This is a genomic window from Streptomyces sp. S.PNR 29 (assembly GCF_030386795.1).
GTDB lineage: Bacteria > Actinomycetota > Actinomycetes > Streptomycetales > Streptomycetaceae > Streptomyces.
The window spans coordinates 643,613-667,346 of the sequence record NZ_JANUQM010000001.1; the positions used below are offsets into that span (position 1 = coordinate 643,613).

Annotated in this window: 23 protein-coding genes; 10 read left to right on the forward strand and 13 right to left on the reverse strand. The window is 72.3% G+C overall.

What is annotated here, in order from left to right; translation table 11 throughout:
* Positions 1-120: 120 nt before the first annotated feature.
* From NW895_RS03185 to NW895_RS03200, 4 genes are all read right to left on the reverse strand, one after another.
* Positions 121-1,239: an LLM class flavin-dependent oxidoreductase gene (locus tag NW895_RS03185; protein ID WP_354670064.1), complete on the reverse strand. Its 1,119-nt coding sequence runs from the start codon at positions 1,237-1,239 to the stop codon at positions 121-123.
* A gap of 97 nt (positions 1,240-1,336) precedes the next feature.
* Positions 1,337-2,107, reverse strand: coding sequence for a glucose 1-dehydrogenase (locus tag NW895_RS03190; RefSeq protein ID WP_289933530.1), 771 nt, complete (start codon positions 2,105-2,107; stop codon positions 1,337-1,339).
* A 21-nt stretch (positions 2,108-2,128) separates the two neighbouring features.
* Entirely contained in the window at positions 2,129-3,031 is a 903-nt protein-coding gene (locus tag NW895_RS03195; protein WP_289933943.1) for an LLM class F420-dependent oxidoreductase, read from the reverse strand.
* Between the two features lie 23 nt (positions 3,032-3,054).
* On the reverse strand, positions 3,055-4,281 hold the full coding sequence (locus NW895_RS03200; RefSeq protein ID WP_289933531.1) for an amidohydrolase family protein: 1,227 nt from the start codon (positions 4,279-4,281) through the stop codon (positions 3,055-3,057).
* Positions 4,282-4,468: 187 nt separating this feature from the next.
* Here NW895_RS03200 and NW895_RS03205 point away from each other — a divergent pair, with 187 nt between their 5' ends.
* Together NW895_RS03205 and NW895_RS03210 are read left to right on the forward strand one after the other, a co-directional pair.
* Positions 4,469-7,417: a BTAD domain-containing putative transcriptional regulator gene (locus NW895_RS03205; protein WP_289933532.1), complete on the forward strand. Its 2,949-nt coding sequence runs from the start codon at positions 4,469-4,471 to the stop codon at positions 7,415-7,417.
* 204 nt (positions 7,418-7,621) lie between these two features.
* Positions 7,622-7,831 (forward strand): hypothetical protein, encoded by a 210-nt coding sequence (locus tag NW895_RS03210; RefSeq protein WP_289933533.1) that lies wholly within the window; start codon positions 7,622-7,624, stop codon positions 7,829-7,831.
* A gap of 104 nt (positions 7,832-7,935) precedes the next feature.
* Here the strand turns inward: NW895_RS03210 and NW895_RS03215 are convergent, their stop codons facing one another.
* Positions 7,936-9,564, reverse strand: coding sequence for a FadD3 family acyl-CoA ligase (locus NW895_RS03215; RefSeq protein WP_289933534.1), 1,629 nt, complete (start codon positions 9,562-9,564; stop codon positions 7,936-7,938).
* A 101-nt stretch (positions 9,565-9,665) separates the two neighbouring features.
* On the opposite strand from NW895_RS03215, the gene NW895_RS03220 reads away from it, so the two are divergent.
* The 3 genes from NW895_RS03220 to NW895_RS03230 are packed head-to-tail and all read left to right on the forward strand — an operon-like array spanning position 9,666 to position 11,999.
* Positions 9,666-10,814, forward strand: a complete 1,149-nt coding sequence (locus NW895_RS03220) for a lipid-transfer protein (protein ID WP_289933535.1) — start codon at positions 9,666-9,668, stop codon at positions 10,812-10,814.
* 1 nt (position 10,815) lies between these two features.
* The gene (locus NW895_RS03225; RefSeq protein WP_289933536.1) at positions 10,816-11,232 is read left to right on the forward strand and encodes an OB-fold domain-containing protein; all 417 of its coding nucleotides are present in this window, start codon (positions 10,816-10,818) and stop codon (positions 11,230-11,232) included.
* Entirely contained in the window at positions 11,229-11,999 is a 771-nt protein-coding gene (locus NW895_RS03230; RefSeq protein ID WP_289933537.1) for an enoyl-CoA hydratase/isomerase family protein, read from the forward strand. Before NW895_RS03225 ends, NW895_RS03230 begins: the two co-directional genes overlap by 4 nt.
* A gap of 12 nt (positions 12,000-12,011) precedes the next feature.
* On the opposite strand, the gene NW895_RS03235 is transcribed toward NW895_RS03230, so the two are convergent.
* The 3 genes from NW895_RS03235 to NW895_RS03245 all read right to left on the reverse strand — a co-directional run bounded on the left by NW895_RS03235 (position 12,012) and on the right by NW895_RS03245 (position 16,031).
* Entirely contained in the window at positions 12,012-12,530 is a 519-nt protein-coding gene (locus NW895_RS03235; RefSeq protein ID WP_289933538.1) for a hypothetical protein, read from the reverse strand.
* A 184-nt stretch (positions 12,531-12,714) separates the two neighbouring features.
* On the reverse strand, positions 12,715-15,078 hold the full coding sequence (locus tag NW895_RS03240; RefSeq protein ID WP_289933539.1) for a PQQ-binding-like beta-propeller repeat protein: 2,364 nt from the start codon (positions 15,076-15,078) through the stop codon (positions 12,715-12,717).
* Between the two features lie 200 nt (positions 15,079-15,278).
* Positions 15,279-16,031 (reverse strand): VOC family protein, encoded by a 753-nt coding sequence (locus tag NW895_RS03245; protein WP_289933540.1) that lies wholly within the window; start codon positions 16,029-16,031, stop codon positions 15,279-15,281.
* Positions 16,032-16,165: 134 nt separating this feature from the next.
* Here NW895_RS03245 and NW895_RS03250 point away from each other — a divergent pair, with 134 nt between their 5' ends.
* Positions 16,166-16,801 (forward strand): TetR family transcriptional regulator, encoded by a 636-nt coding sequence (locus tag NW895_RS03250; protein ID WP_289933944.1) that lies wholly within the window; start codon positions 16,166-16,168, stop codon positions 16,799-16,801.
* A 100-nt stretch (positions 16,802-16,901) separates the two neighbouring features.
* Here the strand turns inward: NW895_RS03250 and NW895_RS03255 are convergent, their stop codons facing one another.
* On the reverse strand, positions 16,902-17,354 hold the full coding sequence (locus NW895_RS03255; RefSeq protein ID WP_289933541.1) for an Lrp/AsnC family transcriptional regulator: 453 nt from the start codon (positions 17,352-17,354) through the stop codon (positions 16,902-16,904).
* Between the two features lie 82 nt (positions 17,355-17,436).
* Between NW895_RS03255 and NW895_RS03260 the strand changes: the two genes are divergently transcribed.
* Positions 17,437-18,060, forward strand: a complete 624-nt coding sequence (locus tag NW895_RS03260) for a LysE family translocator (protein WP_289933543.1) — start codon at positions 17,437-17,439, stop codon at positions 18,058-18,060.
* 14 nt (positions 18,061-18,074) lie between these two features.
* On the opposite strand, the gene NW895_RS03265 is transcribed toward NW895_RS03260, so the two are convergent.
* Together NW895_RS03265 and NW895_RS03270 are read right to left on the reverse strand one after the other, a co-directional pair.
* Positions 18,075-18,548, reverse strand: coding sequence for a nitroreductase family deazaflavin-dependent oxidoreductase (locus tag NW895_RS03265; protein ID WP_289933544.1), 474 nt, complete (start codon positions 18,546-18,548; stop codon positions 18,075-18,077).
* On the reverse strand, positions 18,548-19,735 hold the full coding sequence (locus tag NW895_RS03270) for an acyl-CoA dehydrogenase family protein (RefSeq protein WP_289933946.1): 1,188 nt from the start codon (positions 19,733-19,735) through the stop codon (positions 18,548-18,550). Before NW895_RS03270 ends, NW895_RS03265 begins: the two co-directional genes overlap by 1 nt.
* Positions 19,736-19,847: 112 nt before the next feature.
* Here NW895_RS03270 and NW895_RS03275 point away from each other — a divergent pair, with 112 nt between their 5' ends.
* From NW895_RS03275 to NW895_RS03285, 3 genes are all read left to right on the forward strand, one after another.
* Positions 19,848-21,020 (forward strand): acetyl-CoA acetyltransferase, encoded by a 1,173-nt coding sequence (locus NW895_RS03275; protein ID WP_289933545.1) that lies wholly within the window; start codon positions 19,848-19,850, stop codon positions 21,018-21,020.
* A 67-nt stretch (positions 21,021-21,087) separates the two neighbouring features.
* Positions 21,088-21,546, forward strand: a complete 459-nt coding sequence (locus NW895_RS03280; RefSeq protein WP_289933547.1) for a pyridoxamine 5'-phosphate oxidase family protein — start codon at positions 21,088-21,090, stop codon at positions 21,544-21,546.
* Positions 21,530-22,192, forward strand: coding sequence for a pyridoxal 5'-phosphate synthase (locus NW895_RS03285; protein ID WP_289933548.1), 663 nt, complete (start codon positions 21,530-21,532; stop codon positions 22,190-22,192). Before NW895_RS03280 ends, NW895_RS03285 begins: the two co-directional genes overlap by 17 nt.
* Here the strand turns inward: NW895_RS03285 and NW895_RS03290 are convergent.
* The gene (locus NW895_RS03290) at positions 22,178-23,056 is read right to left on the reverse strand and encodes a GNAT family N-acetyltransferase (protein ID WP_289933550.1); all 879 of its coding nucleotides are present in this window, start codon (positions 23,054-23,056) and stop codon (positions 22,178-22,180) included. The genes NW895_RS03285 and NW895_RS03290 overlap by 15 nt on opposite strands.
* A gap of 53 nt (positions 23,057-23,109) precedes the next feature.
* Positions 23,110-23,730: a GNAT family N-acetyltransferase gene (locus NW895_RS03295; protein WP_289933551.1), complete on the reverse strand. Its 621-nt coding sequence runs from the start codon at positions 23,728-23,730 to the stop codon at positions 23,110-23,112.
* Positions 23,731-23,734: the final 4 nt, after the last annotated feature.

The following is a 23,734-nucleotide window of genomic DNA, read 5'->3' on the forward strand; positions in this document are numbered from 1 at the left end:
GACGTTGCCTCCTCAACTCCGGTGCCGGACGGGCCCCGAAGGGGCGCGGGGCTGTATCGATATGCGGCTCCGCCGCGTGGGCGCGACCAGCCACAACGCGCCCCCACCCCGCAACGGCGATCACGCGGCACCCCGGAACCGGGACGTCCGATGAACAGGATCCGTGTCGATCTTCGGAATCACGTGCTCCCCGACCAGCCGAATCGTCTGCAAGGTCTCCTCCTTCGGCACCCCCACCGGCAGCCCGAAACTCAGCTGATCGGCCCCGGCCTGCTCCCACCGCTTGCACTGCCGCAGCACCTCGTCGGGATCACCGCAGATCAGCAGCTCCTCCTCGATCAGCACCTCGATGAACTCCTCGGTGTACGGCGGAAGCGTCTCCGGCCACACCGGGAAGCCCTCGGGCCGCGGGAAGGTGTCGTGATACCGGAACACCAGGGACGGCAGGTAGTGCAGTCCACCGTTCACCGCGATCCGCACCGCCTCCTCATGCGTCGGCGCACAGATCGCCGTGGTCGTCACCATCACGTTGTCGTTCACGAAGTCCCCGACGGGCTCCGCGTCGACGACCGCCGTCTTGTACTGCTCCAGGACCCACTCCATGTCGGAGACCTTCTGCACGCTGAAGCCGAGCACGCCGAGGCCCTTGCGGGCGGCCATGGCGTACGAGGGCGGGGAGCCGGCCGCGTACCACATCGCCGGGTGGGACGTGCCGTACGGCTTGGGCAGGACCTTCCTCGGCGGCAGCGACCAGTGCTTGCCCTGGAAGCCCTCGTACTCGTCCTGGAGCCACATCTTGGGGAACTCGGCGATGGTCTCTTCCCAGATCTCCTTGGTGTGGTTCATGTCGGTCACACCCGGCAGGAAGCCGAGGATCTCGTGCGACCCGGCCCCCCGCCCGCTGCCGAACTCGAACCGCCCCTCGCTGAGGTGGTCGAGCATGGCGACCTTCTCGGCGACCTTGACCGGATGGTTGACCGGGGCGAGCGGGTTGAAGATGCCCGAGCCGAGGTGGATCCGCTCCGTCGCGTGCGCCAGGTATCCGAGGAAGACGTCGCTGGCGGAGAGGTGCGAGTACTCCTCCAGGAAGTGGTGCTCGGAGGCCCAGGCGTACTTGAAGCCGGACCGGTCCGCCTGGATGACGTATTCGGTCTCCTCCATCAGCGCCTTGTGCTCGGCGAGCGGGTCGGTCTCGGCGCGTTTGCCCACGTATCCCTGTACAAAGAGCCCGAATTCCAAGGAGGTTCACCGTCCCCAGAGCCGTTTCTGACGGATCGTCAGATTCTTAGGGCGACTGTTCCACCAGCCCCTGTGGGCGTCAATAGCTGACGTGCCGTCAGAACACGCTCACGCCCGCCAGCCATCCCCCGTCGATCACGAACGGCTGCCCGGTGATGTAGGAGGAGTCGTCGCAGGACAGGAACAGCGCGAGCCGCGCCACCTCCTCCGGCCGCCCGATCCGCCCCAGCGGCACGAGCCTGCGGTAGAGCCGGTCGAGGTCCTTGGCCGTCTCCTCCGGGTCGGCGGCCGGGTCCAGCCGGGCCGGGTTGGACATGGCGGTGTCGATGGCGCCCGGGCACACGGCGTTGACCCGGATGCCCCGCTCGGCCAGCTCCAGGGCGGCGACCCGGGTGAGCCCGAGGACGGCGTGCTTGGTCGCCGCGTACGCGCCCACGGCGGCCATCCCGGTGAGCCCCGTGTACGAGGCGGTGTTGACGATCGTGCCGCCGTCGGCCATCTCCGGGGCGACCGTCCTGATCCCGAGGAAGCAGCCGACCTGGTTGACGTTCACGACCCGCATGAACTCGTCGAGGGAGGTGTCGACGAGGGAGCGGAAGCGCAGGATGCCGGCGTTGTTGACCAGCCCGTCGACGCGGCCGTACGCCTCCTGGGTGGCGGCGACGGCCGCGCGCCAGTCGGCCTCCCGGCTCACGTCGAGGTGGACGTACCGGGCGCCCAGCTCCTTGGCGAGGGCCTCGCCCTGGTCGTCGAGGACGTCGCCGAGGACGACCTCGGCGCCCTCCTCCCGGAACAGGCGCGCCTCCTGCTCCCCCTGCCCGCGTGCCGCACCGGTGACGATGACGACACGTCCGTCCAGCTTGCCCATGGGGTGACTCCTTCACGGGTTTCACAGATGAGGAGCGACTTCGGCGCCGAACGCCTCGATCTGGTCGGTGAGTTCGGCGCGGCTGCGGCTGCGGAACCGCACCTGTACCTGGTGCACGCCCATCGCCCGGTAGGCCCGGAGCGACTCGGCGAGCTCCTGAGGGTCGCCGCTGAGGGTCCGGCGCCCGGCGTCCCACCCGGGCCGGCCGACGTACAGGGGCTCGGTGATGGCACCTACGGTGAGCGGTTCCTCGATGCCGGCCTCGGCCCGCAGCCGCCTGAGGCGGTCGATCTGCGCGGGGAGCCGGTCGCGCGGGTCCCCCTGCGGCAGCCAGCCGTCGCCCTTGAGCGCGGCCCGGCGTACGGCCGCGGGCGAGGACCCGCCGACCCAGACGGGGACGCGTTCCTGGGCGGGCCGGGGTCGCTGCCCGAGGCCCTGGAAGTCGTACAGCTTGCCGTGGTGCTCGGGGAACTCCTCCGGGCCGAGGGCGGCGCGCAGGGCGTCGAGGCACTCGTCGAGCAGGGCTCCGCGCTGCCGGAAGTCGGCCCCGAGCGCCTCGAACTCCTCCCGTACGTGCCCGGCGCCGACCCCGAGGATCAGCCGCCCGCCGCTCAGATGGTCGAGGGTGGCGTACTGCTTGGCGGTGAGCAGGGGGTGGCGCAGGCCGACGACCGCCACATGGCTGAGCAGGCGGACGTGTTCGGTGACGGCGGCGAGGTGGGCGAGGGTGGCGACGGGGTCGTACCAGACCGTGCTCATCGCGGCCGCGAGCCGGCGCGGGATGCCGACGTGGTCGCATACGGCGAGGTAGGCGAAGCCGGCCCGGTCGGCGACGCGGGCGATCTCGACGAGGTCACCGGGGCCGGCGCTCGCCTCCCAGGCCTCCGCGTAGAGGGTGCTCTGGGACTGGACGGGAAGCTGCATGCCGTACCGCAGCGGCGGCCGGTTCACGGCCTCCACAGCCCGTCCTCCGTGAGGCCCAGCAGCTCGATCGCGTTGCGCCGCACGATCCGCTCGACGACGTCGGCGTCCAGGTGCCCCATCTGCGCCTCGCCGACCTCGCGGGACGTGGGCCAGGTGGAGTCGGAGTGCGGGTAGTCGGTCTCGTACAGGACGTTTCCGACTCCGATGGCGTCGAGGTTGCGGAGCCCGAAGGCGTCGTCGAAGAAGCAGCCGTGGACGTGGTCGGCGAACAGCTCCGACGGCGGACGGTGGACCTTGTCGGCGACCCCGCCCCAGCCGCGGTTCTCCTCCCAGACGACATCAGCGCGTTCGAGGATGTACGGAATCCACCCGATCTGCCCTTCCGCGTACATGACCCTGAGCCCGGGGAAGCGCTCGAACTTCCCGCTCATCAGCCAGTCCACCATCGAGAAGCAGCAGTTGGCGAAGGTGATGGTGGAGCCGACGGCGGGCGGGGCGTCGGCGGAGGTGGACGGCATACGGCTGCTGGAGCCGATGTGCATGGCGATGACGGTGCCGGTCTCGTCGCAGGCGGCGAGGAAGGGGTCCCAGTCGTCGGTGTGCACGGACGGCAGGCCGAGGTGCGGGGGTATCTCGGAGAAGGCGACGGCACGGACGCCGCGTTCCGCGTTGCGCCGGACCTCCTGAGCGGCCAGCTCGGCGTCCCAGAGAGGGATGAGAGTGAGCGGAATCAGCCGCCCGTGGGCGTCGGGCCCGCACCACTCCTCCACCATCCAGTCGTTGTAGGCGCGGACGCAGAGCAGCCCCAGCTCACGGTCGGCGGCCTCGGTGAAGGTCTGGCCGCAGAAGCGGGGGAAGGTCGGGAAGCAGAGGGCGGACTGGACGTGGTTGACGTCCATGTCGGCGAGGCGCGCGGGGACGTCGTACGAGCCCGGCCGCATCTGCTCGTACGTGATGATCTCCAGCTTGATCTCGTCCCTGCCGTACCCGACGGCGGTGTCGAGGCGCGTGAGGGGCCGGTGGAGGTCCTCGTACACCCACCAGTCACCGAGGGGGCCGTCGTCGCCGGGGGCGCCCATGACGGGCTTGAAGCGGCCACCGAGGAAGGTCATCTCCTTCAGGGGGGCGCGCACGGTGCGGGGGCCGATGTCCCGGTACTTCCGGGGGAGCCGGTCCTGCCAGACGTTCGGGGGCTCCACGGTGTGGTCGTCGACCGAGATGATCAGGGGAAATGCCGGCTGGGTGTCCATGGTGGCCACGGTAGCGCCGATCTGACGACCCGTCAGCTATGCATGAACGGCCCTCCGTGTGGGGAGAGGGCGTGAGGATGCTGTGGCCTCCGCGCGTCGGCCTGTGATCGGCGTCTCCCCCGGCTGACGCATCTGCCGTGAACAAGGCAAACTGGCGTGGTTGCTCAGGACCACTAGGGGGACGGCGATGGACGGTGTACCGCGAGTGCCGGAGCAGAGGCATCACGGCTCCTCGGTGGAGTCGGGGGAGCTGCGCTTCAGCGTGCTCGGCCCGGTGCGCGCCTGGCGCGGCGACGAACCGCTGCCCAGCGGTTCCCCCCAGCAACGCGCCCTGCTCGCCGCCCTCCTGCTCCGCGAAGGCCGTACGGCCACGGCCGCTGAGCTGATCGACGCCCTGTGGGGCGAGGAGCCGCCGTCGCAGGCGCTGGCGGCGGTGCGGACGTACGCCTCCCGGCTGCGCAAGGCCCTGGATCCCGGCGTTCTGGTCAGCGAGTCGGGCGGCTACGCGGTGCGCGGGCTGCGCGACGGTGCCCTGGACCTGACGGTGGCGCAGGACCTGGCGACCGAGGCGGAGAAGGCACGGAACGCGGGGGACCTGTGCCACGCCCGGGAGGTGCTGGGCCGGGCGCTGGCCCTGTGGGACGGGGAGCCGCTGGCGGGCGTGCCGGGCCCGTACGCGGAGGCGCAGCGCGTCCGCCTGGAGGAGTGGCGCCTGCAGCTCCTCGAAACCCGCCTGGACATGGACCTGGAGCAGGGCTGCCACGCGGAGGCGGTCTCGGAACTGACGGCCCTCACGGCCGCGCACCCCCTGCGGGAGCGGCTGCGTGAGCTGCTCATGCTGGCGCTGTACCGCAGCGGCCGGCAGGCGGAGGCGCTGGCGGTGTACGCGGACACGCGCCGCCTGCTGGCGGAGGAACTGGGGGTCGACCCGCGGCCGGGGTTGCGGGAGTTGCAGCAGCGGATCCTTCAGGCGGACCCGGGGCTGGCGGAACCGTCGGCGCCGGTGGCGGAACCGGCGATGGTCCCGGTGCGCCCGGCCCAGCTCCCCGCGACCGTCCCCGACTTCACGGGCCGCTCCGCCTTCGTGCGGGAGCTGAGCGACCTCCTGGCGTCGGCGGAGGGCCGCGTGATGGCGGTCTCGGCGCTGGCCGGGATAGGCGGCGTCGGCAAGACGACCCTTGCCGTCCATGTGGCCCACCAGGCGCGTTCCGTGTTCCCCGACGGGCAGCTGTACGTCGATCTGCAGGGCGCGGGCTCACGGGCGGCGGAACCGGAGACGGTGCTCGGGTCGTTCCTCCGTGCTCTCGGCACGGCGGACTCGGCGATCCCGGACTCGCTGGAGGAGCGGGCGGCGCTCTACCGGTCGGTCCTGGACGGCCGCCGGGTCCTGGTCCTGCTGGACAACGCCCGGGACGCGGCCCAGGTGCGCCCCCTGCTGCCGGGAACGGACGGCTGCGCGGCGCTGGTGACCTCCCGGGTGCGGATGGTGGACCTGGCTGGGGCCCACCTCGTCGACCTGGACGTCATGTCCCCGGACGAGGCGCTGGCGCTGTTCACGAAGATCGTGGGCGAGGAGCGGGTGACCTCGGAGAAGGAAGCCGCCCTGGACGTGGTCGCGGCCTGCGGCTTCCTCCCGCTCGCCATCCGCATCGCCGCCTCCCGGCTGGCCTCCCGGCGCACCTGGACGGTGTCGGTCCTCGCGGCCAAGCTGGCGGACGAGCGCCGGCGACTGGACGAGCTCCAGGCCGGGGACCTCGCGGTCAAGGCGACCTTCGAGCTGGGCTACGGCCAGCTGGAACCGGCCCAGGCCCGGGCCTTCCGGCTGCTGGGCCTGGCCGACGGACCGGACATCTCCCTCGCGGCGGCCGCGGCGGTGCTGGACCTTCCGGTGGAGGACACCGAGGACCTGCTGGAGTCCCTGGTCGACACGTCCCTGCTGGAGTCGGCGGCGCCCGGCCGGTACCGGTTCCACGACCTGGTGCGACTCTACGCGCGTGCGTGCGCGGAGAGGGACGAGATGCCGCCTGCGGAGCGGGGGGCGGCGCTGTCGCGGTTGCTGGACTTCTACCTGGCCACCGCGGCGGGGGTTTATGCGATCGAGCGGCCCGGGGATCGGTTGGTGGATCATCTGGAGGCGACCCGCTATCCCGGGCTGTCCTTCGACGACGTCAAGGGGGCGGTCGACTGGCTGTACGCCGAGGCCGACTGTCTCTTGGCGTGTGTCCGCCAAAGCGCCGGGAGCGGCATGCTCAGACGGGCTGTCGACTTGCTGTGGGTGGCAAAGGACCTTGCGGAGTCCGGCGCCAACTCCTACCAGTACGAGACAACCGCAGTCGCACTGCGCGACATGGCGCGTGAGGCAGGGGACAGCCGGGCCGAAGGCCGTGCGCGCACCGCACTGACGAACGCACTCCTGGTGTCGGACCGGTTCACGCAGGCCGACGAAGAGGCGCGGCTCGCCATCGCCCTGGCGCAGGAGGCGGGAGACCTCGCCCCTTGCTGCTGGGCTCCGAACGATCGCGGGATCATCGCCTTCTACCAAGGCCGCAACGACGACGGAGAGCGGCATCTGCAGGAGGCGATCGCCAACTACCGCGCTGATGGGAATCTGCCGGGCGAAGCCAGCGCCCTGTGCAATCTGTCCCGCATTCAGGTCAAGTTGAGGCGCACCGCCAGCGCCGTCGATCTCGCCCGACGTGGCGTCGCCATCTACGACCAGCTCGGGTTGACGGTACGTCTCGCCAACGGCCGACTCGCTCTCGGCATCGCGCTCAGTGCTGCCGGTCGGCACGGAGAGGCGCTTGAGCAACTGAACGAAGCTCTCCAGCTGTTCCGGGAGAACCGGCAACGTCTGTGGGAGGGCACCGCCAACTTCCGTATCTCGGAGGCCTACCTGGCGAGCGATCGTCCGGCGCTGGCGGCACAGCACGCCGAGCAAGCCCTGGCTCTGCGGGTGATCGGGGGCGACTGGATGCGTGCCAATGTGCTGACCACGCTGGGTCAGGCCCTCCATCGGATCGGACAGACCGACCGGGCCAGGGCCTGCTGGAGCGAAGCTCTCAACATCCACGAGGAGTTCGGTGCTGCGGAGGCCGAGCAGGTGCGGGCTCTGCTCAGTCCCGCCGCGGCGGCGTGAGCAACCGCCCATGTCGGGCGTTCATTGTTTGTTTATCGCCACCCGCCATGCTCATGAGTGCTGATCCGTCGCGTCGGGGGGCAGACGGCTCGGCTCATGGCCTCACCACTAGGGTGAACGGCCTTGAAGTGCCCGCCCGGCGACCCGCGGGGGAGCCGCTGGGCGGGCACCAGCCTCTGGAGCGTTCGACAGGAGTTGCCGACGATGAGCGATGCCGCGAAGAAGCAGGACACGACCACACTGGAGAACCACGCCGGCACCCCGGGCGACGGCTCGACCGTGAAGCCGCTGGAAAACCACGCCGGCAGCGTGGCGGAGAGCGAGACCATCAAGCCTCTGGAGAACCACGCGGGCAGTGTGGAAGCGGGCGTCTTCAAGACCCAGGAGAACCACGCTGGTTCTGAGGAAGCGTAGCGAGCCTCACGATCGACGGGGGATCGGCCGCGGCGGCGCGGAGGGGGAGCCGCCGCGGCCGACGTGTGTCCTACGCCCAGTTCCCGCCCATAACCGACCGGCGTTCACACCTGCCGCGCCCGTTCGCGTACCGCCGTCCGCCCCCGCAACTCCCCCTTGACCACCTTCCCGCTCGCGTTCCGCGGCAGTTCCCCCACGAACTCCACCGCCCGCGGCACCTTGTAGTTCGCCATCTCGCGCCGGGCCCAGGCGATCAGGTCGGCGTCCGTCAGCGTGGCTCCCGGCCTCCGGACCACGTACGCCTTGCCGACCTCGCCGAGCCGGGCATCCGGTACGCCGATGACCGCCACGTCCGCGACGTCCGGATGGAGGCCGAGCGCCTGCTCGATCTCCGCCGGGTAGGCGTTGAAGCCGCCGACGATGAACATGTCCTTCAGGCGGTCGGTGATGCGCAGGCAGCCCGACTCGTCCAGCACGCCCACGTCCCCCGTCCGCAGCCACCCGTCCCGCGTGAGCACCTCGGCCGTGGCCGCCTCGTCGTCGTAGTAGCCGCGCATGACGTTGAAGCCGCGGACCTGGATCTCCCCCGGGGTTCCGGGTCCCAGCGGTACGCCCCCGGCGTCCACCACCCGTACCTCCGTGCCGGGGACGGCCCGCCCCGACGTCGACGCGATGACCGACGGGTCGTCGCCGCGGCGGCACATCGTGACGATGCCACTGGCTTCCGAAAGGCCGTACGCCGTGAGGACCGTGTCCACGCCCAGTTCGCCCCGCAGGCGTTCCACCAGCGTCAGGGGGACCACCGCCGCGCCCGTCACGACCAGCCGCAGCGCCGAGAGGTCGTGGGCGTCGCGGGCCGGGTGGTCCAGGAGGGACTGGTGGAGGGTGGGCGGGCCCGGCAGGACCGAGATCCGTTCCGCCGCGATGTTCGCCAGGACCGTGTCCACGTCGAACACCGGCTGGGGGATCATCGTCGCCCCCCGCATCAGGCAGGCGATCACCCCCGCCTTGTAGCCGAAGGTGTGGAAGAAGGGGTTCACGATCAGGTAGCGGTCGCCCTGCCGCAGCCCCGCCAGGTCGCTCCACACCTCGTACGCCCGCAGTGTCTGCGCGTGGGTGATCACCGCGCCCTTGGGGCGGCCCGTCGTCCCGGACGTGTAGATGATGTCCGACGGCGACGTTCCGTCCACCGCGGCCGAACGCGCCCGGACCTCCGCCTCCCCCACCCCCTCCCCGCTCGCCAGGAAGTCCTTCCACGTCAGGAAGGACGCCGGCGCGTCGTCCGACAGGACGACCACCTTCCGCAGGTCCGGGAGACCGGGCAGGGGACCACCCCCCACCCCCTCCCCCGCGGCCCTCCTCAGCGACGCCACGTACGACGTCCCCAGGAACGTCCCCGTCACGAACAGCAGCCGCGCCCCGCTCCGGCGCAGCACGTCCGCCGCCTCCGAGCCCTTGAAGCGGGTGTTCAGCGGCACCAGCACCCCGCCCGCGGAGACCGCGCCCAGCGCCGCGACGATCCAGTCCAGGGAGTTCGGCGCCCAGATGCCGACCCGGTCGCCCGCCCGCACGCCGGCCGCGACGCAGGCCGCCGCCGCGCGCTCCACCCGGACGCCCAGTTCCGCGTACGTGATCCGGGTACGGCCCTCCGCCACGGCCTCCACCCCGCCGTACCGCACGGCCGCCGAGCGGACCAGTCCCGGGATGCTCCCCCACTCCAAGTCACCGCGCACAGCAGCCTCCAGCCGACCCGCACTAGCTGACTGCTCGTCAGATTAGCTGTAACCTGACGGTCTGTCAGCCGACCACTGAGCGTGCGGAGGTGACCGGCACCATGGCCGTACTCAAGGACTCCACCGCCATCGTCGGCATCGGGCAGACCGCCTTCGCCAAGCGGCTGGAGGAGGACGAGCGGACCCTCGCCTGCCGTGCCGTTCTCGCCGCCCTCGACGACGCCGGCATCGCGCCCGGCGAGGTCGACGCGCTCGCCTCCTACACCATGGAGGAGACCGACGAGGTGGAGCTCGCCAAAGCCGTCGGCTTCGGTGACCTCACCTTCTTCAGCCGCGTCCCCTACGGCGGCGGCGGTTCCTGCGCCACCGTCGCCCACCTCGCCGCCGCCATAGCCGCCGGGCAGGCGACGGTCGGCGTCGCCTGGCGGTCACGGAAGCGGGGGTCCGGCCCCCGTCCCTGGACCGACACCACCGTCCAGCTGCCCACCCCCGCCCAGTGGACCCGGCCCTTCGGCCTCCTCCGCCCCGCCGACGAGATCGCCATGCTGGCGCGCCGGTACATGCACGAGTACGGCGCGACCCGGGAGCACCTCTTCAACGTCGCGCTCGCCTGCCGCAACCGGGCCAACCAGAATCCCGCCGCCGTGATGTACGACCGGCCTCTGACCCGCGAGATGTACATGACCTCCCGTTGGATCAGCGAGCCCCTGTGCCTCTTCGACAACTGCCTGGAAACGGACGGCGCCCTGGCCTGTGTCGTCGTCTCGCGCGAACGCGCCCGCGACTGCCGGCACGCCCCCGTCCACATCCACTCCGCCGCCCAGGGGCTGCCCGCCCAGCATCACGGCATGGTCAACTACTGGAACGACGACCCGCTCACCGGCCCGGCCTGGACCGCGGCCCGGCATCTGTGGAAGCAGTCCGACCTCACGCCCGAGGACGTGGACGTCGCCCAGATCTACGACGCGTTCACCCCGCTCATCCTCCTGTCCCTGGAGGGGTACGGGTTCTGCGGCAGGGGGGAAGGCGGGGCCTTCACCGAGGGCGGGGCCCTGGAGATCGGCGGGCGGCTTCCGATCAACACCGGTGGAGGAGGGCTGAGCGAGGCGTACATCCACGGCTTCAACCTCATCACCGAGGGCGTGAAGCAGTTGCGGGGGACGAGTACCGCCCAGGTCCCCGGCGCCGCCACCGCTCTCGTCACCGCCGGTGAGGGAGTCCCCACCTCGGCCCTGCTGTTGAGGAGCTGACATGCTGTCACCCGCCATCGACTCCGAGGGCGCCCCCTTCTGGCGGTACGCCGCCCAGGGCGAGCTGCGCGTCCAGGCCTGCGCCGACTGCGGCCGGCTCCGCTTCCCGCCCCGGCCCTGCTGTCCCCACTGCCAGTCCTTCGCGAGCGAGTGGCGCAGGGTCGGCGGGCACGGGCGGGTCTGGTCGTACGTCGTTCCCCATCCGCCGCTGCTGGCCGGCTACGCGGAACAGGCGCCGTACAACGTCGTCGTCGTCGAGCTCGCCGAGGATCCCCGGATACGGCTCGTCGGGAACCTCGTCGCCTCGGCCGACTCAGCGCTCGACTCGTTTCCCCCGGCGAAGGTGCGCATCGGCGCCGGGGTGCAGGTCGTCTTCGGCAGTGACGGGCTGCCCCGGTGGGTGCTGGAGCGGCCGTGAGCGTACGCGTCAGCGCCGACCGGGACACCGGTGTCGCGGTCGTCACCCTCGACCGGCCCGAGCGGCTCAACGCCGTCGATCTCGCCACCGCTCAGCAACTCGCCGACGCATGGCAGGAGTTGCGGTTCGACGACACCGTACGCGCCATCGTCCTCACCGGCGCCGGCGAGCGGGCGTTCTGCACGGGGATCGACCGGGACGTCGTGGTGCCGCAGCCCAGCTCGCCGTACATGACCGACGATCCGCTGCTGCGCATCGGGCCCAAGGCCAACGACCTGTGGAAGCCGGTCGTCGCCGCCGTGCGGGGGATGGCCTGCGGGGGCGCCTTCTACCTGCTCGGCGAGGCGGAGTTCATCGTCGCCGACACCACCGCCACCTTCTTCGATCCGCACACCACCTACGGGATGGTCAGCGCGTACGAGTCGGTGCTCATGGCGCAGCGGATGCCGTACGGGGAGGCGGCGCGGATGGCGCTGATGGGGACGGCGGAGCGGATCGGTGCGCGGCGGGCCCACGAGATCGGCCTCGTGTCCGAGCTCACCGAGCCGGGCGGGGCGACGGCCGCGGCGACCGAGTGCGCCGTCACCATCGCCGGGTATCCGGCCGCGGCCGTGCAGGGGACCGTGCGGGCCCTGTGGGCGGCCCGCGAGGCCTCGGTGGCGCAGGGGTTCGCGCAGGCGCCGCACCTGGTCGGGCTCGGGAACCTGCCGGGTGAGCGGCAGGCGGAGCTGTTCCGGGCGCGGCGCCGCGCTCACCGGGTCCGCTGACGCTAGGACCCCTTACTCCGCGGTCCGGGTCACATCGCTGAGCCGGCAACTGCTGCCGCTCGCGTTCTGTCCGCTCCGGGGGACGTAGGCGGCGGCCACGTCCAGGGTCTGCGTGGAGTCGGCGGCGACGTACGGGATGGTGGAGTTGCTGGTGCGCACCGGCGCGCCGGCCGGGTCCTTGAAGGTGACGCTGAACTTGTACGTGTACGTGGTGCTCGTGCTGGAGTTGGTGGCGCTGACCCGGGCGACGATGCCGCGGGTCTTGTCGAAGGCGCAGCTGTCGATCTTGACGTCCTTGGCCGGGTCGGTGGCCCGGGACTTGCTCCCCGAGCCGCCGCCGGTGGTGGTGGAGACGTCGTCATCGTCGTCGTAGTGGCTGCTGCCGCCGGTCGTGCCGCCGGAGGTGCTCGACGAGTGGCTGGAGTTCGAGCTGTCGTTGCTGCAGCCGCCGCCGCTGGAGTGGCGGGCTCCGGTGAGGGCGACGACGACGCCGACGAAGACGGCGACAGCGCGGACATGGCGAAGCTTCACGGTGTTTCAACCCCCGTTGAACAACATGCAGATGATCGTGAGCACGTCACGTTAGCAGTGGTCGCGTGGCGGAAAGTGCTCACCGGGCGTAGCGTCCGGTGTGAGAGCGGTGAAGGTTCCAGGACCGACGGCCGCCGTCAGGCACCCCTTCCGTGCGCCCGTACGACGGCCGTCTCCTTCCTGGTCAGGTGGTCCGGGCCGTGCCCGTGCCCTTCTCCGCGTCCAGTGCGTACACGCAGCGGTCCTTGCTGCACGCGTACACCACGCCGTCCTTGACGACCGGGGAGCCGGTGATCTCGCCGCCGGTCGCGAGCTTCCAGCGCAGCCGGCCGTCGTCGGCCTTCAGCGTGTACAGCAGGTGATCCGTGGAGCCGAAGTGGATGCGGCCCTCGGCCACCGCGGGGGCGCCCACGATGTCGCCGCCCGCCTGGAAGCGCCACTTGGGGGTGCCGGTGACGGCGTCCAGGGTGTACAGGCCCTTGCCGCTGCCGACGTGGACGTGTCCGGCGGCCACCAGAACCGGGTCGACGGACGCCCGGGACTCGGTCGCGATGCGCCAGCGGTCGCGGCCGTCGGTGGCGTCGAGGGCGTAGACCGTGCCGAGGTAGTCGGCCAGGTAGATACCGCCGCCCGTGACCGCCGGGCCCGGTACGTAGGTGGGCGGGCTGAGGAAGACCGCCGGGGCCTCGAAGTGCCACCTCACGTGTCCGGCCGCCACGTCCAGCGCGAGGACGCGCGTGCCGGCCGAGACGTACACGCAGCCGTCCGGCGCGTGGGTCACACGGACCGGGACGCCTCCGCAGGAGGCCGCGTCGCCGATCGGGTACGACCAGCGCTCGTCGCCGGTGCGGGCGTCCAGGGCGCGCAGGCGGGCGTCCTGCCAGACGTACACCGTGCCGTCGTGGACGGCCGGGCCGGCCTCCGGGGACTCGAAGTCGGTCTGGGCGCCGGTGATCTCCCACAGCTTCTGGCCGTTGGAAGCCTCCCAGGCCTGGACGCCGCCGCCGCGCGTGCCGGTGACGACCGTGCCCCGGTCGGCCTTGAGGGAGTAGACCCAGGCGTCCGTGGACAGCCGCCACAGGTCGGCGCCCTCCCTGCAGTCCAGGGCGAACAGGGTGGGGCCGTCGGAGGCGTGGATACGGCCGTACGCGACCGCCATCGACCAGGCGACGTCCCGTGTCTTGAAGCGGCGCCGGCCGGTCGCGACGTCCAGGGCGTGCACCTCGAAGGAGGTGACGTAGACCAGGTCGTCGCAGACGGAGGGCGTACCCCAGACGTCGTTGGACATGCGGAACCGCCAGGGCCGCCAGCCGCTCGCCTGCTCCGGCGGGGCGGCCGGCGCCGGGGGCGCGGGTACGGCCGGGTCGGCGCCGTTGAGGCCGGGGCGCGGCTTGGACCAGGAGGCGGCGAGGGCGGCCTCCGGCGGGGGCGCCTTGACGGCGGCGGCGCGCATGTCGGCGACGCGCGGGCCGGGGCCGATGGGCACCGCCGCGCCGGCCAGCCGCACGGGGCCGGTGTCGGGGGCGCCGACCGGCGCGGGGACCGGCGGGGCGGCGGAGACGACGGGGTCGTGGGAGGGCGGGGGCGGGACCACGGCGGGCCGTCCGCCGCCGCTGCGGCCACCGCCCTGCTGGGTCTGCTGGGCCGGCGGGCGGCCGCCCCGGCGGGCCTCGATGAGGGCGACCGCCTTCTCGGGCAGCCAGGCCGACGCCGTACCGCTGTCGTCGGAGCCGGAGCCGAAGAGATGGGGGGCGAGCTGGGCCTGGAGGTCGGCGGGGGTGGGGCGGCCCGGCGGCTCCATCTGCATGCAGGACTCGATCAGCGGGCGCAGCTCCTCCGGCAGGCCTTCCAGGTCGGGGCCCTCGCGCAGCAGCATGAAGACGGTCTCGACCGGGTTGGCGCCGTGGAAGGGGGCGTGTCCGGTGGCGGCGAAGACGAGCGTGGAGCCGAGGGAGAAGACATCGCTGGCGCCGGTGACGCTGCGGGAGTCCTTCGCCTGCTCCGGGGACATGTAGGCGGGCGTACCGACGGCCACGTTGGTCATCGTCAGACGTGTGTTCGAGACGCCGGACGCGATACCGAAGTCGATCACCCGGGGGCCGTCCTCGACGACGAGGACGTTCGACGGTTTGAGGTCCCGGTGCACCAGCCCGGCGCCGTGGATGGACTGCAGCGCCTCGGCCACACCCGCCGCCAGCCAGCGCACCGCCTGGGCCGGGAGCGGCCCGCACTCGTTCACTATTTCCTCAAGGGAGGGCGCGGGGACGTACGCGGTGGCCAGCCAGGGCACGGCCGCGCGCGGGTCGGCGTCGACCACGGCCGCCGTGTAGAAGCCGGAGACCGCCCGTGCGGCCTCGACCTCGCGCGTGAAGCGGACGCGGAACAGCTGGTCCTCGGCGAGCTCCGTCCGGACCGTCTTGATCGCCACGCGCCGGCCGGACGCCGAGCGTGCGAGATAGACCAGTCCCATGCCGCCGGCCCCCAGCCGTCCCAGCACCTCGAACGGCCCGATCCGCCGCGGATCGTGCTGCGTCAGCTGTTCCACCACTTGCCTGCCACCTCCCCGTACGAGCCGCGTCACCGCCATATGTACGCGACCCCGTGCAGCGTCTCACCACCGCACCGCCATGGCGGCACGCACCCCGATTCTTCCTGGCCGGAGCCCTGGTTGCGAACCCGGGGACAATCAGGGTGTCTCACCCTATCTCCGGGCAAAGTGCGACTGTTCCATGGCGCAAAGACGTTTGTTCAGCGCTGGAGGAGCGCGAAAGACGCTCCTTGATCGTCCGTGACGACCGCCACCGTGCCGTACGAAGTGTCGAACGGGGGCGCCTGCACCCGCCCGCCGAGCCGGTTCACCTCCGCGAGAGCAGTGTCACAGTCCTCGACGCCGAAGTGGACGAGGAAGTGCGGCGGCATCTCGGCCGGGAAGACGTCGGAGACGGGGGCACGGCCGAAGTCGGGCTCGGCGTCCGGGCCGAAGAGGGCCTCGTGGAAGAGCTCGCCGTAGAAGGCGTTGGCGGCCTCGGTGTCCCGGGTGTACAGCTCGGCCCAGGCGAAGGTGCCCGGCTCGTGCCGCCTGCCGAAGCCGGGGTGGCTGCCCGGCTGCCACAGGGCGAAGACGGCGCCCTCGGGATCGGTGACGAGGGCGGCCGTACCGAGCTCGCCGACCGGCGTCGGGGGGATGACGACCTGCCCGCCGGCCCGGCGGATCCGCTCGGCCAGCGCCTCGGCGTCGGGGGTCGCGAAGTACACGGTCCAGACGGTGGGCAGGCGGCCGTCCAGCTTGCGCGCGAGCGCGGCGACGGGCGCACCCTGGTGCAGCGCCCAGACCGATCCGCCGGGCGCCTCCTCGAAGGTCCACCCGAAGAGATCGCCGTAGAACCGCTTGCCCGCCTCCACGTCCGGAAGCTGCGCGTCCATCCAGCAGGGGACGCCCTCTGGGTAGCCGCTCTCACCGCGGACGCCCTCTCCATACCCGGATGCCCTGTTTTCGGCCATGCCGTCAAAGTAGCCGGGTATCACACACCGCGCCCACCAGGCACACCAGTCCCTCCGCACCCGCACACCCCATTTGCAGTCGGCCGAATAGCGCTCCGATCACCCCTCGGTAAGCTGACGTCATGACAGGACAAGTGCGTACCGTCGACGGCCGCGTGGCCGGCCGACGTGGGCAGGCGACCCGGCAGAAGCTGCTCGACTGCCTCAGCGAGATGCTCAGCTCCTCCCCGTACCGGGACGTCAAGGTCATCGATGTGGCCCGGAAGGCGGGGACTTCGCCGGCGACCTTCTACCAGTACTTCCCGGACGTCGAGGGCGCCGTCCTGGAGATCGCCGAGCAAATGGCCGCGGAGGGCGCCGCGTTGACGGAGCTCCTTCAGGGCCGCTCCTGGGCCGGCAAGGCCGGGTGGCAGACCGCGCAGGAACTCGTCGACGGATTCCTGGAGTTCTGGCGCAAGAACGACGCGATCCTCAGGGTCGTCGATCTCGGTGCCGCCGAGGGCGACAAGCGCTTCTACAAGATCCGTATGAAGATCCTGAACTCGGTGAACAACTCCCTCTCGGACGCCGTCGCCGAGTTGCAGGCGAAGGGCAGGGTCGACAAGGACGTGAACCCGGCGGCGATCGCCGGTTCGCTCGTCGCGATGCTCGCCGCCGTGGCCTCGCACCAGAAGGGTTTCACCTCCTGGGGTGTGAAGCAGGCCGAACTCAAGCCGAACCTGGCGCTGTTGGTGCATCTGGGGGTCACCGGCAGGAAGCCGACGAAGTAATCCCCGGCGGCCCCGACGGCCGTCCGGCGCGCACGTCCTGTCTGGCAGGCGGCGGCCCCCCGAGCGGGCCGCCGCCTGCTGCGCTTTCCGGCACGGCATGTCACGCGGGCAGCGGGCGGTCCTTCACCACGTGCTTCATGACCAGCGTGGACGTCAGCCGCTGCACCCCCGGCAGAGTGGCGAGCCGGTCGTCGTAGAGCCGCTGGTAGGCCGCGAGGTCGGCGGCGACCACGCGCAGCAGGTAGTCCGGCTCCCCGAACAACCGCTGCGCCTCCAGCACCTCGGGCACCTCGCTCACCGCCCGTTCGAACCCGGCGACCGTGTCGCGGTCCTCCTGCCGCATCGAGACGAAGACCAGCGCCTCGAAGGTCAGCCCGACGGCCGCCGGATCCACCAGCGCCCGGTAGCCGCTGATCGCCCCCGACCGCTCCAGTTCCCTCAGCCGCCGGTGACACGGCGAGACGCTCAGCCGCACCCGCGCGGCCAGCTCGGTCACGGTCAGCCGCCCGTCCTGCTGGAGCTCGGCAAGGATCTTCCGGTCCATGTCGTCCATGAGGAAGATCTTCCCCCAGACTCCGCCTCCATGGGAAAACTTAAGAAACACTTTCGGGCGGAATCCGCCTAATCTCCCCAGCATGGACGCCGCAACGCTGATTTCCTTCCTCGCCGTGGACCTGCTGCTGGTGTGCGTACCGGGCGCGGACTGGGCGTACGCGATCTCGGCCGGGCTGCGCGCGAGGTCGGTGACCTGGGCCGTGGGCGGCCTGGTCGCCGGGTACGCCCTGCACACGCTGCTGGCGACGGCCGGCCTCGCGGTCCTGGTCGCCGGGTCGCCGACCCTGCTCACGGCGCTGACGGTGGCGGGGGCGGCGTACCTGGTGCGGCTGGGGTGGGGGGTGCTGCGCAGGCCGGGTACACCGGGCGCCTCGGAGGAGGCGGTGGAGGCGTCCCGTGCCCGCGTCTTCACGCGCGGCGCCACCATCAGCGGCCTCAACCCCAAGGGCCTGCTGCTCTACCTCTCCGTCCTGCCGCAGTTCCTCGCCACCGGGGAGGGGCACCTGCCCGTGCCGGTGCAGACCGCCGCGCTGGGCCTGCTGCACATGGCGTGCTGCGCGGCCGTGTACCTGGCGGTCGGGGTCGCGGCCCGGGCCGTGCTCGGGGCCCGGCCGGCGGCGGCCCGTGCGGTCATCCGGACGTCGGGGGCCGCGATGCTGGGGATCGGGGCGTTTCTGCTGGTGCAGCGCCTGGCGACCGTGTAGCGATCATCCGGACGTCACCTTCGCGTGATCCGGAACAACCGTATCTCCCGCTCCACCCGGGCCTGGTACGCCGCGTACGGCGGCCAGAACGCCAGCACCGCCCGCCATGCCGCCGCCCGCTCCCGCCCCTCCAGCAGCCGGGCCGTGACCGGGATGTCCTCGCCCTTCCAGCTGATGTCGGCGTCGGGATGGGCGAGGAGGTTGTGGGTCCAGGCGGGGTGGCCGGGCCTGCCGAAGTTGGAGCCGATCAGGATCCAGCTCCGGCCGCCGTCCTCCGGCATGCAGGCCAGGGGCGTACGGCGGGGCCGTCCGCTGCGGGCGCCGGTCGAGGTGAGGATCACACCCGGCAGCAGCCGGGCGCTGAGCAGTACCTTCCCGCGGGTGAGCCGGTGGACGGCCCGGTCCAGCGCGGGCACGACGTGGGGCGCGACCTTGGCGAAGCCCCGGGTGGAGGACACCTTCTGCACCAACCGCTCGCCGAGGACCATCAGACGGCCTCCTCCTCGAAGACGTGCGCCAGGCCGGCGGCATGCCCTCGCAGCCGGTGCACCGGCCCGAAGAGCAGCTCGTCACCGGCGGCGCGCTTGAAGTACAGGTGGGCCTCGTGCTCCCAGGTGAAACCGATGCCGCCGTGCAGCTGGATCCCCTCCGCGGCCGCCGTCCGCAGGGCCTGAAGGGCCTGCGCGAGAGCAAGCCCGCCCACGCGCTCCCCCCGATCGGCGGCCCAGGCGGCGTAGTAGGCCGCCGAGCGTGCCGCCTGCACCTGGACGTACACGTCGGCCAGCCGGTGCTGCACCGCCTGGAAGGAGCCGATCGCCCGCCCGAACTGCTCGCGCCGCCCGGCGTACTCGACGGTCCGCTCCAGGGCCCGTGCGGCGGCCCCGACGGCCTCGGCGGCGAGCACGGCGGCGGCGCCGTCACCGGCGCGGGCGAGTGCACCGCGTACGTCGGCGTCCTCCTCCCCCAGCAACTCGGCCTCCACATCACGCAGTTGGACGCACGCCTGGGGCCTGGTCGCGTCCAGCGCCGTACGCCGCACCCGGACCAGACCGGCGGCCCCCGCCCGCACCAGGAACAGCAGGACGCGCGAGCGGGCGAAGCCCCCGGCGTGGGCGGCGACCACGAGGATCCCCGCGCTGTGCCCGTCGAGCACCTGGTCGGCCTCCCCGTACAGCCGCCAGCCACCACCCCCGCCCCCGGCCCGCCTGGCCTGGACGCCCCCGGCCCGGCCCCCGCCCGCCCAGTCACCGCCGTTGCCGCCGGTCAGCGCGAGGGCGGTGGACAGGGCCGTGCCGGGTACGGCGAGGGCGGCGGTCAGCGCGCCGGAGGCGATACGGGGGAGCAGACCGTCCCGCTGGGCGTCGGTCCCCAGGGCGAGCAGGAGCGGCCCGGCCAGGACGGAGGTCGCCAGCAGCGGCGAGGGCGCCAGCGCCCGGCCCGTCTCCTCGCAGGCGAGGGCGAGCTCGGTCACCGAGCAGCCGACACCGCCGTACACCTCCGGAAGGGCGAGCCCGGGCAGGCCGAGCTGCTCGGCGAGGGCGCGCCACAGGGCCGGGTCGTGGCCGGCCGGGGTGTCGACGGCGGCGCGCACCTGCTGCGGGCCGCACCGCTTGCGGAGCAGCTCGCGGAGGGTGCGGCGGACCTCGGCCTGTTCGGCGGTGAAGCGGGCGTCCACGGCGAACCACTCCCTCCCGACCTGACGGATCGTCATATTAGGGCGGGCGGGGAGGGATGCCCAGGGGTGCGGCATCTGCCGGCCAGCACTTTTCTGATATACCGTCAGATTCATGGGATCAGGCACCCGGAAGGTGGCCGTGGTCGGCGTGTCCCTCTCCGACTGCGGCCGCCTGGACGACACCACCCCGTACGCACTGCACGCCCAGGCGGCCCGCCGCGCCCTGGCCGACGCGGGCCTGGACCGGTCGCTGGTGGACGGCTTCGCCTCGGCGGGCCTCGGCACCCTCGCCCCCGTGGAGGTCGCCGAGTACCTGGGCCTGCGCCCCACCTGGGTCGACTCCACCTCCGTCGGCGGCTCCACCTGGGAGGTCATGGCGGCCCACGCGGCCGACGCGATCGCCGCCGGCCACGCGAACGCCGTCCTGCTGGCCTACGGTTCGACGGCCCGCGCCGACATCAGGGCCGGGCGGCGCACGGGCACCCTCTCCTTCGGCTCGCGCGGTCCGCTGCAGTTCGAGGTGCCCTACGGCCACACCCTCATCGCCAAGTACGCGATGGCCGCCCGCCGCCACATGATCGAACACGGCACGACCATCGAGCAGTTGGCCGAGGTGGCGGTCCAGGCCCGGGCCAACGCGGCCCTGAACCCCGAGGCGATGTTCCGCGATCCGATCAGCGTGGACGACGTGCTGTCGGGCCCGGTGATCGCCGACCCGTTCACCAGAGGGCACTGCTGCCTGCGCTCCGACGGCGGGGCGGCGGTGCTGCTGGCGGCGCAGGAGTACGTACAGGACAGCCGCTCCACCCCCGTGTGGATCCTCGGCACCGGCGAGCACGTGTCGCATGCCGCCATGTCGGAGTGGCCCGACTTCACCGTCTCCCCGGCGGCGGTGAGCGGCCGGCTCGCCTTCGAGCGGGCGGGAGTGCGGCCGGAGGAGATCGACCTCGCCGAAATCTACGACGCCTTCACCTACATGACCCTGGTGACGCTGGAGGACCTCGGCTTCTGCGGGAAGGGAGAGGGCGGGGCGTTCGTGGAGAAGGGGCGGCTGAAGGTGGCGGGCGGGGAACTGCCGGTGAACACCGACGGGGGCGGGCTGTCGGCGCAGCACCCCGGGATGCGCGGCCTGTTCCTGCTGGTGGAGGCGGTGCGGCAGCTGCGCGGCGAGTGCGGGCCGCGGCAGGTCCGGCGTCCCGGCGGGGCGCTGCCGCAACTGGCGGTGGCCTCGGGGACGGGGGGCTGGTTCTGCTCGTCGGGGACGGTGGTGCTGGGGCGGGGATGAGGGAACACTGGTGTGTGCGGCCGGTGTTGGGGTCTGAGGAAGGTTCGAGCGACTTGAGGAGACCCGCATGGCCCTGACCCGTGAAGAGCGCGAGCAGTTTCTGGTCGAGCCCCACATCGCCGCGCTGGCGGTCGACGCCGGGCCGGGACGGGCCCCGCTCACCGTGCCCATCTGGTACCAGTACGAACCCGGCGGCGACATCTGGATCATGACAGGGCTCGACTCCCGCAAGAACCAGCTGATCAGCGCGGCGGGCCGGTTCTCACTGATGGTCGACCGGCAGGAGCCCACCGTCCGGTACGTGTCGGTCGAGGGGCCGGTCGTCGAGACGACCCCCGCCACGGTCGAGCAGCTCCGGGAGATCTCGGCCCGCTACCTCCCGGCCGAGGCGGTCGAGCCGTATGTGGAGTTCAGTCTGAAGAACCACGGCGAGAACGTGGTCATCCGGATGCGGCCCGAGCGCTGGGTGTCGGCCGACATGGGTTCCGTGGCCGACTACGCTCCGGAGAATGCCGGATCTTCATGAGCTGCTGAGGTCCCTGCGGGTGTGGGACCCGGCCGTCACCGACCTGCCGCCCTTCGACCCGGCCGCCGCGCCCGCCGAGCCGCTGCCCCTGTTCACGCAGTGGTTCGCGGAGGCGGTGGCGGCCGGGCAGACCGAGCCGCACACCGTGTCGCTGGCGACGGCGGACGAGGCGGGCCTGCCGGATGTACGGATCGTGATGCTGCACGGCGCGGACGCGGACGGCTGGTCCTTCGCGACGCACGCCGGCAGCCGCAAGGGCCGGCAGCTCGCCGCCCGCCCGTATGCCGCCCTCGGCTTCTACTGGCCGGTCCTGGGCCGCCAGGTCCGGGTGCGGGGCCCGGTGACCGTCGCCCCGCCCGAGGAGGCCCGGACGGATCTGCACGCCCGCTCCACCGGCGCCCTGGCCGCCGCGCTGACGGGCCGCCAGAGCGAGGTCCTGGAATCCGTGGAGCAGCTGGCGGAGGCCTCGGAGGCGGCCTGGGAGCGGGCCCGCCGGGAGCCTGAGGCACCGGTGCCGTCCTGGACGCTCTACCGCCTCCGGCCCGACGAGGTGGAGTTCTTCCAGGGGGACGCACGACGACGGCACGTACGGCTCGACTACCGGCGCACTCAAGGCGGTTGGGACCGGCACCTACTGTGGCCGTGACGGGTCCGCCGCGAAGCCGTACACATCGAAGTCGGCCAGCGGCCGGTACCCGATCCGCTGGTACAGCCCGTTGCTGGTCGGGTTGGCCAGGTCCGTGAAGAGCAGTACGTCGTCGACGCCCGCCGCCAGCGCGGCCCGGCTGACCTCGGCCACGGCGGCGCCCGCGTAGCCCCGGCCGCGCAGGTGGGGCGGGGTGTAGACGGCGACGACACGGACCTGCCCGGCGACCCGCGGGCTCAGCCCGGCCATGGCGACGGGGGTGCCGTCGGGTGTCTCCCAGAAGGTGAGGTCGCGGCGGGCGATGCGGGCGTCGGCCCAGTCGGAGCCGTCCCTGACGGCGACATCGCCGACGGCCTTGGTGAACTCCTCGTACCAGCGGACGAGTTGCTCCCTGTCCCCGTCACCGGCGGTTCTGGGACGACCGGGCGGGACGGGCCGGGGCACGGTGAGGGTGCCGAGGCGGTACAGCCGCTGCCGCTGGCGGACCGTGGCCGTGGCGCCCGTCCGGCGCTGCCAGGCGGCGGCGAAGGCGGCGGCGGTGTCGCGGTCCGCGGAGACACCGGGGAGGCTCCGCCCGAGGGCGGCCAAGCGTGCGGCGAGGGCGTCCGCCTCCTCGGCGGTCAGGGTGGTGAGGTTCAGCCAGTACGGCGGCGTACGGAAGAAGGACGCCCGCACGGCGCCCTCCCGCTCCAGCACGCCGAACTCGGGCGGGTCGTCGCCGTACACCTGCGGTCCACGCGTACGCAGATTCTCCGTGACGGTCAACTGCACGGTACGCAGGGCGGGTTCGGCTCGCAGGAACCGGCCGGCGCGGGCGAGGAAGTCGTCGATGTCCTGGGTGAGATACCAGTCGTCGGGGTGCATGCTTCATGGTCCCGGCCGCGTCGGCCGGACGCCCGCGATTTTCCGCCCCGCCGCTAAACCTTTGCCGGCTCCGGATCCGTGGCCAGTCGCGCGTGCAGGTGTGCGTCCCGGAACTCGTCGTGGCGGCCCGCCTCGAAGACCGCCCCGCGCATGGTCCCCTCGTAGGCGAACCCGCACCGTTCGGCTATCCGGCAGGAGACGTCGTGGCCGACGGCGTGGTCCAGCTCCAGGCGGTGCAGCCCGAGGTCCGTGAACGCCCAGCGCGCGGCGAGCAGAAGGGCGCGGGTGGCGACGTGCCGGCCGCGCGCCTCGGGGAGCACCCAGTAGCCGACGCGCGCCGCCTTCAGGGCACGGTTGATCTCGTTGACGCCGATGTGCCCCAGCGTCGTACCGCTCTCCGCGTCCATGACCCGGAACGACACCGACCTGCCCTCCGCGGCCGCCCGCACCCGCACGCGCAGCGACTCCCGTGCGCCGTCGAGGTCCGTGACGAGCCGGAGCGGGGTGTTCCAGCGCCGGAACTCCGGGTCCTGGTTGCCGCGCAGCCACGCCTCGACGTCGGCGCCGGAGTCGGCGTCCCAGGGGCGCAGGCGCAGACCGTGGCCATGCGGTTCGGGGGCGTGAAGGAAGGCGGGGGCGGTCGTGGAACGGTCGTCGCCGTATGTGGGGGGCATCGAG